We start from the raw sequence: 6929 nt of genomic DNA on the forward strand, positions 1-6929 counted from the left end.
GACCGCCTCGCCGTGATGTACGCGGGCCGCGTCGTGGAGGAAGGCCCTTCGCCTGGGGAGGGCCGGTGCACCCCGTCCCTGAGCTGCTCGACCGGTCCGGCGCCGGGAGATCGACTTCACCCTCTGAGACACAACATATGGGGGTGTCCGACTCAACCGCCCCCACATGTATGCTCATCTCGCTGTCGCCGCAGGGGAATCCGGTGCGAATCCGGAACTGTCCCGCAACGGTGTGATCCGGTGCGCTTTGCCGTATCCGACAAGTCCGAGGACCTGCCGACGGTGCATCCGGTTCGACCGATCCGGGTGCCGAGACGTCCGGGCCTCGCGATTGGGCCGGTGGACGCCATGCGCCGTGCCCGCCTCGCGGGCCCTTGCCCGCGTGGCCTCACCTCCCCGCAAGGCCCAGAGCCGAGCGAGGAGAGCACCAGGTGACCATCGCGCCAGCCGATCCGGTCTCAGCGACGGAGAAGGACGGTCCCGGGACCGCACTGCTGCGGACACTGACGGACCTCACGGCCGACCTGCCCGACACCGACCCGGGCAGGGTCGCCGCCGCGGCGCTGCGCGGCCGGAACGCCGGGTCGGACGAGGCCGAGCTGCGCTCTCTCGCCACCGACGCGGCCGCGGGCCTGATTTCGGAGGACCCGGCCTACTCGCGGCTCGCGGCACGCCTGCTGACCCGCACGATCGCCGAAGAGGCGGCAGGGCAGGGCGTGGCGTCCTTCTCGTCCTCGGTCGCCGTCGGCCACCGCGAGGGCCTGATCGCCGACCGTACGGCCGCGTTCGTGGCACTGCACGCCGCCCGGCTGGACGCGCTGATCGACGCGGACGCCGACGACCGGTTCGGCTACTTCGGTCTGCGCACGCTCTACAGCCGCTACCTGCTGCGCCACCCCATCACCCGCCAGGTCGTCGAGACTCCCCAGCACTTCATGCTGCGCGTCGCCGCCGGTCTGGCGGAGGACGAATCGGTACGCGCCCTGGAGGAGGTCGCGTCGCTGTACGGCCTGATGAGCCGGCTCGACTATCTGCCCTCCTCCCCCACGCTCTTCAACTCGGGCACCCGGCACCCGCAGATGTCGTCCTGCTACCTGCTGGACTCACCGCTCGACGAGCTCGACTCGATCTACGACCGCTACCACCAGGTCGCCCGGCTCTCCAAGCACGCCGGTGGTATCGGGCTCTCGTACTCACGCATCCGCGCCCGCGGTTCGCTGATCCGCGGCACCAACGGGCACTCCAACGGCATCGTCCCGTTCCTGAAGACCCTCGACGCGTCGGTCGCCGCGGTGAACCAGGGCGGCCGGCGCAAGGGCGCCGCCGCGATCTACCTGGAGACGTGGCACGCGGACATCGAGGAGTTCCTGGAGCTGCGCGACAACACCGGTGAGGACGCCCGGCGTACGCACAACCTGAACCTCGCGCACTGGATCCCCGACGAGTTCATGCGGCGCGTGGAGGCGGACACGCAGTGGTCGCTCTTCTCTCCGGTCGACGTCCCCGAGCTGGTCGACCTGTGGGGGGACGAGTTCGACGCCGCCTACCGCAAGGCGGAGGCCGCGGGCCTGGCCCGCAGGTCGATCCCGGCCAGGGACCTGTACGGCCGGATGATGCGCACCCTCGCCCAGACCGGCAACGGCTGGATGACGTTCAAGGACGCCTCCAACCGCACCGCGAACCAGACCGCCGAACCCGGCCGGGTGGTGCACTCCTCGAACCTGTGCACCGAGATCCTCGAGGTGACGGACGACGGCGAGACGGCCGTGTGCAATCTCGGCTCGGTCAACCTCGGGGCCTTCGTCAGCGGCGACGGCATCGACTGGGAGCGGCTGGACGCCACCGTCCGCACCGCCGTCACCTTCCTCGACCGGGTCGTGGACATCAACTTCTACCCGACCGAGCAGGCCGGCCGTTCCAACGCCAGGTGGCGCCCCGTCGGGCTGGGCGCAATGGGCCTCCAGGACGTCTTCTTCAAGCTGCGGCTGCCCTTCGACTCGCCCGAGGCGAAGGCCCTGTCGACGCGGATCGCCGAGCGGATCATGCTGGCCGCCTACGAGGCGTCCTGCGACCTGGCCGAGCGCAACGGACCGCTGCCGGCCTGGTCCGAGACCCGCGCGGCCCGCGGCGTCCTGCACCCGGACCACTACGACACCCCGCTCAACTGGCCCGAGCGCTGGGACGCGCTGCGCGCCCGCGTCGCCTCGGTCGGCATGCGCAACTCGCTGCTGCTGGCGATCGCCCCGACAGCGACCATCGCCTCGATCGCGGGCGTGTACGAGTGCATCGAGCCGCAGGTCTCCAACCTGTTCAAGCGCGAGACGCTCAGTGGTGAGTTCCTCCAGGTCAACTCGTACCTGGTGGAGGAGCTGAAGCAGCTCGGCGTCTGGGACGCCCAGACCCGTGAGGCGCTGCGCGAGTCGAACGGCTCGGTGCAGGGCTTCGGCTGGGTCCCCGCCGACGTGCGGGCGCTGTACCGCACCGCCTGGGAGATCCCGCAGCGCGGCCTGATCGACATGGCGGCGGCACGTACGCCGTTCCTGGACCAGAGCCAGTCGCTGAACCTGTTCCTGGAGACGCCGACGATCGGCAAGCTCAGCTCGATGTACGCGTACGCCTGGAAGCAGGGTCTGAAGACGACGTACTACCTGCGCTCCCGCCCGGCGACCCGCATCGCGCGCGCCGCACAGGCGACCATCCCCGTCCAGCAAGCCGCCGACCCCGAGGCCGTCGCCTGCTCCCTGGAAAACCCCGAGTCCTGCGAGGCCTGCCAGTAATGAGCTCCAACGAACAGAAGAACCTGCTGGACCCGGGCTTCGAACTGACCCTGCGTCCGATGCGCTACCCGGACTTCTACGAGCGCTACCGCGACGCCATCAAGAACACCTGGACCGTGGAGGAGGTCGACCTCCACTCGGACGTCGCCGACCTCGCCAAGCTCACCCCGGCCGAGCAGCATCTGATCGGCCGGCTGGTCGCCTTCTTCGCGACGGGCGACTCGATCGTCGCGAACAACCTGGTGCTGACCCTCTACAAGCACATCAACTCCCCGGAGGCGCGGCTGTACCTGTCGCGCCAGCTGTTCGAGGAGGCCGTGCACGTCCAGTTCTATCTGACGCTGCTGGACACCTATCTGCCCGACCCCGAGGACCGTACGGCCGCCTTCGCGGCGGTCGAGAACATCCCGTCGATCCGGGAGAAGGCGCAGTTCTGCTTCAAGTGGATGGACTCCGTGGAGACCATCGACCGGCTGGAGACGAAGTCGGACCGCCGGCGCTTCCTGCTGAACCTGATCTGCTTCGCCGCCTGCATCGAGGGCCTGTTCTTCTACGGCGCCTTCGCCTACGTGTACTGGTTCCGCTCCCGCGGCCTGCTGCACGGCCTGGCCACCGGCACCAACTGGGTGTTCCGCGACGAGACGATGCACATGAACTTCGCCTTCGAGGTCGTGGACACCGTCCGCAAGGAGGAGCCGGAGCTGTTCGACGACGAGCTCCAGCAGCAGGTCACGGACATGCTGCGGGAGGCGGTGGAGGCCGAGCTGCAGTTCGGCCGGGATCTGTGCGGTGACGGTCTGCCGGGCATGAACACCGAGTCGATGCGCGAGTACCTGGAGTGCGTCGCCGACCAGCGGCTCACCCGGCTGGGCTTCGCCCCGGTGTACGGCTCGCAGAACCCGTTCTCGTTCATGGAGCTGCAGGGCGTCCAGGAGTTGACGAACTTCTTCGAGCGCCGCCCGTCGGCCTACCAGGTGGCGGTCGAGGGTTCCGTCGGCTTCGACGACGACTTCTGATCACCGAGGACCACCGGAGCGGCCCGCGCCTCGCACGGGGGGAGGGGCGGGCCGCGTCGGTTCAGATGCCGCAGCTGGACGCCGACCAGAACCGGCTGCTCCGGTGGTCGACGTGCGTGTGGTCGTTGTGGCCCGGGTAGCCGGGGCCGAGGATGCCGTTGAAGCCGTGGTTGCGTGCCTGCTGGGCGAGCTTGCACAGCGAGTGCGGCCCGGCGCCGAGGTCTGCGGCGTCGCCGTACAGATGGCGGCTGTTGGAGGCGCCGCCGACCGCGCTGTTGCATGCCTGTGAGCGGAAGCCGCTGGTCACCGTGATGGGCTGGTCGCCGAGCGCGTGGCGCAGCGCCTCCAGCTTCCACATGGTGCGCAGGGCGTTCGACTTGGCGGTCGCCGCGCTGACGGCGCCGCCGGACCAGGTGGTGTTGCAGTCGTTGAGTTCGGCGTAGCTGAAGTGGACGGGCGTGCAGTCGCTGTCCTGGAGCGCGTAGATCTTGCTGAAGGTGGCGGGGCCGGCGACGCCGTCGGCGCTGAGTCCGTAGGCGGACTGGAAACGCTTGACGGCGGCCGTGGTGGCCGGTCCGTAGGCGCCGTCGATGGCGAGCACGCCGCCGCTGCCGGGGTAGCCGGCGACCCTGATCTGGAGCTGGGTGACGTCGGCGCCGGAGGCTCCCTGGGAGAGGGTGCGCGACCATGTGTAGCAGTCGTCGGCCTGGGCGGAACCGGCCGTTGCCACGACTCCGGCCAATCCGGCGACCATGAGCATGACAATGGATAGCAGAAGTCGTGCGGTACGTCTGAGCATTGCGCCTCCATGCCGAGAGAGCGGTGTACCGCAGAGACTGACCGCCCTGTCGACGCGCGTCAACAGCGCCTGGGCTGCCGTCATTTGTCGGCCCAATGACGCCTCGACGACCGGCCGGCGCACACAGCGGAGCCCCGCTCGCACACGAACGGGGCCCGGCCTGCGCGGCGCATCAGTCGTTGGGCACGACCTGGTAGCGCGGAGTGCCCTCGGCCATCTGCCGGAGCGCGTCCTTGCGCTCGCGCTTGGAGAGCCGGTCGATGTAGAGGTACCCGTACAGGTGGTCCGTCTCGTGCTGCAGGCAGCGGGCGAAGTAGCCGGTGCCGCGCACCTTGACCGGGTTGCCCTCGGCGTCCTGCCCGCGCACCACCGCGTAGTCGGGGCGGGCCAGCGAGGCGTAGGCCGTCGGGACCGACAGGCAGCCCTCGTTGGAGTCGTCGAGGACGCGCTGCTCGGGTGCCAGCTCCTCCAGGACCGGGTTGCAGACGACGCCGGTGTGCCGCACACCCTCGTCGTCCGGGCAGTCGTAGACGAAGACCTTCAGGTCCACACCGATCTGGTTGGCGGCCAGGCCCACGCCCTCCGCCGCCTTCTGGCTGGCGAACATGTCGTCGATGAGCGCGGCGAGCTTGTCGTCGAACTCGGTGACGTCCTTGCACTCCTTGTGGAGAACCGGGTTGCCGACAACCGTGATCGGGCGCGCGGTGCCGCGCTCGCGGTACGCCAGCTCGCGCTCCTCGCAGTTCTCCGTGTCCACGACGAAGCCGTCGTTCACCTGCTCGTCCGTCTCCTGCTGCGACTGCTGCGACGCCATGTCAGCCGTACGCCTTCCTCAGTACCGATCCCTGGCCCGATGCCCGGTCACCTACGTGTCCGTACAGCCTACGGGCAGGCGTCAGCAGACTTCCTCGAGATCCCGCCACTCACGGGTGGCGGGGCTGTCGGCGACCCAGCCGTCCAGCAGGCCCCGCACCAGACCGGCGGGCGCCGCGATCCCGCACTCGCGCTCCGGCGACCAGAGGTCCCCGCCCGTACGGTGTCCCAGCGGCCCCGGGTGACCCGGCTCACTGTGGTCGTGCGGGTCGAGGTGCTCCCCCTCCCCCTCCGCGCTCGGCATGCTGCCCTCCGAACAGGCCCGGCACAGCAGCCGTACCGAGGACGACCAGTCCTCCGCGGCGAAACCGGCGTCGGCCGCCAGCCGCTCCAGGGCGTCCCGGTCGGACTCCGTGGCCGCCTCCAGCAGTACCACCCAGGTGGGTACGGGCGAAGGGGCCCACAGCTCGATCTCGTCGAAGACCGGGAACGACGGCCCGGCCGTGGTGGTGCGCTCTCCGTTCGGGACGCCGTCGTGCAGCACGACCTCGCCCCAGCGCCGCCCGGACGAGGGCAGCGGGATGGAGAGCACTTCTATCCGTGCCGGGTCGAGCCGACGGCCCCAGACCACCTCGGCCTCGCCCTCCGGAGAGAGCCGGACCGCGGCGCTGCCCAGGTCCATGCCGACAGGTTCGCCGTTGGCGGCGGCCGCTCCCGGAACCTTCAGCCCGTACGCCTGCCAGGCGCGGCGGGCCAACGGCCAGTCCTGGAGGGCGGTGGCGGCGATGCCGACGTTCCACCAGTCGGGGGCGCCGGTCTCCTTGTCCAGCAGGGCGACCGCGCGCAGCCCCGCGGCGCGGGCCTGCTCCCAGTCGTGCCGGAACTTGTGCAGCAGCGCCAGATTGAACCAGGACTCCGAGAGCCACGGCTCCAGGTCCGCCGCCCTCGTCAGCAGCGCGCCCGCGTCCTCGTACCGGCCGTCGCCGATCAGCGTGAACGCGCGGTCCGTGGCCTGCCGCCAAGAGGCGGAGGGCCGATGCCGTACCTTCCCGAAGATCCTCACGATTCCCGCCTGCCGGTCGCTCGGGTCACTGCCCGGACGCATGACTGTGGTGCCTGCTCCTGTGCCTTCTTTCGCATCCAACCATGCCCGGTCGCAGGCTCGCTCATTACCCATGGGTTACCCCGCTGGGACCCCGGGCAGACCGCCTCAGGCAAGGACTCTGCCGAGGACCCTGGCAAGGGATTCGACCACCTCGGGCTGGTAGTCGTGCCCCGTGCCCAGGCGCAGCTGCTCCAGAGCGCTGAGCGCCCCGCCCGCACTTCCTCCGCTTCCCCCGGCCAGGTCGTCGTAAGCGTTGACCGCACGAACGATCCGGGCGGCCAGGGGCTGCTCCCGGTAGGGGTCCGCCTGCTGCTCCACCACGGCGGCGACGGACCCGGGAACCCCCGTCTGACGGACCACGGCGCCGCCGAGCAGCGCGTCGGCCGCCTCGTGATGCGGGCCGAGGGGGGCGACCCCGG

Annotated in this window: 5 protein-coding genes, 1 pseudogene and 1 riboswitch; of the genes and pseudogenes, 2 read left to right on the forward strand and 4 right to left on the reverse strand. The window is 70.2% G+C overall.

Features of this window, described 5'->3' with window-relative positions; translation table 11 throughout:
• Positions 1-124 precede the first annotated feature (124 nt).
• Positions 125-296: riboswitch (cobalamin riboswitch) on the forward strand.
• Positions 297-431: 135 nt separating this feature from the next.
• Both ABZ070_RS34155 and ABZ070_RS34160 read left to right on the forward strand, forming a co-directional pair.
• Positions 432-2777 carry a ribonucleoside-diphosphate reductase subunit alpha gene (locus tag ABZ070_RS34155; protein WP_356639719.1) on the forward strand — a complete coding sequence of 782 codons (2346 nt, stop codon included), beginning with the start codon at positions 432-434 and terminating at the stop codon, positions 2775-2777.
• The gene (locus tag ABZ070_RS34160) at positions 2777-3793 is read left to right on the forward strand and encodes a ribonucleotide-diphosphate reductase subunit beta (RefSeq protein WP_356639721.1); all 1017 of its coding nucleotides are present in this window, start codon (positions 2777-2779) and stop codon (positions 3791-3793) included. The genes ABZ070_RS34155 and ABZ070_RS34160 overlap by 1 nt, the downstream gene beginning before the upstream one ends.
• A 61-nt stretch (positions 3794-3854) precedes the next feature.
• Here ABZ070_RS34160 and ABZ070_RS34165 read toward each other — a convergent pair whose 3' ends face one another.
• The 4 genes and pseudogenes from ABZ070_RS34165 to ABZ070_RS34180 form a co-directional block, all read right to left on the reverse strand.
• Positions 3855-4592, reverse strand: a complete 738-nt coding sequence (locus tag ABZ070_RS34165; RefSeq protein ID WP_356639723.1) for a D-Ala-D-Ala carboxypeptidase family metallohydrolase — start codon at positions 4590-4592, stop codon at positions 3855-3857.
• A 172-nt stretch (positions 4593-4764) separates the two neighbouring features.
• Positions 4765-5406, reverse strand: a complete 642-nt coding sequence (gene def, locus ABZ070_RS34170; RefSeq protein ID WP_356639725.1) for a peptide deformylase — start codon at positions 5404-5406, stop codon at positions 4765-4767.
• 81 nt (positions 5407-5487) lie between these two features.
• Positions 5488-6468: a hypothetical protein gene (locus ABZ070_RS34175; protein ID WP_356639727.1), complete on the reverse strand. Its 981-nt coding sequence runs from the start codon at positions 6466-6468 to the stop codon at positions 5488-5490.
• Positions 6469-6615: 147 nt separating this feature from the next.
• Positions 6616-6929 (reverse strand): annotated as a pseudogene (locus ABZ070_RS34180) (metal-dependent phosphohydrolase); the annotation flags it as partial.

This window comes from Streptomyces sp. NPDC006283 (assembly GCF_040613325.1).
Classification (GTDB): Bacteria; Actinomycetota; Actinomycetes; order Streptomycetales; family Streptomycetaceae; genus Streptomyces.

Excerpts from the sequence above, each read along its gene's own strand:
- ABZ070_RS34165 (WP_356639723.1), bottom strand. The coding sequence starts at position 4,592 with ATGCTCAGACGTACCGCACGACTTCTGCTATCCATTGTCATGCTCATG.
- ABZ070_RS34160 (WP_356639721.1), top strand. The coding sequence starts at position 2,777 with ATGAGCTCCAACGAACAGAAGAACCTGCTGGACCCGGGCTTCGAACTG.
- def (WP_356639725.1), bottom strand. The coding sequence starts at position 5,406 with ATGGCGTCGCAGCAGTCGCAGCAGGAGACGGACGAGCAGGTGAACGAC.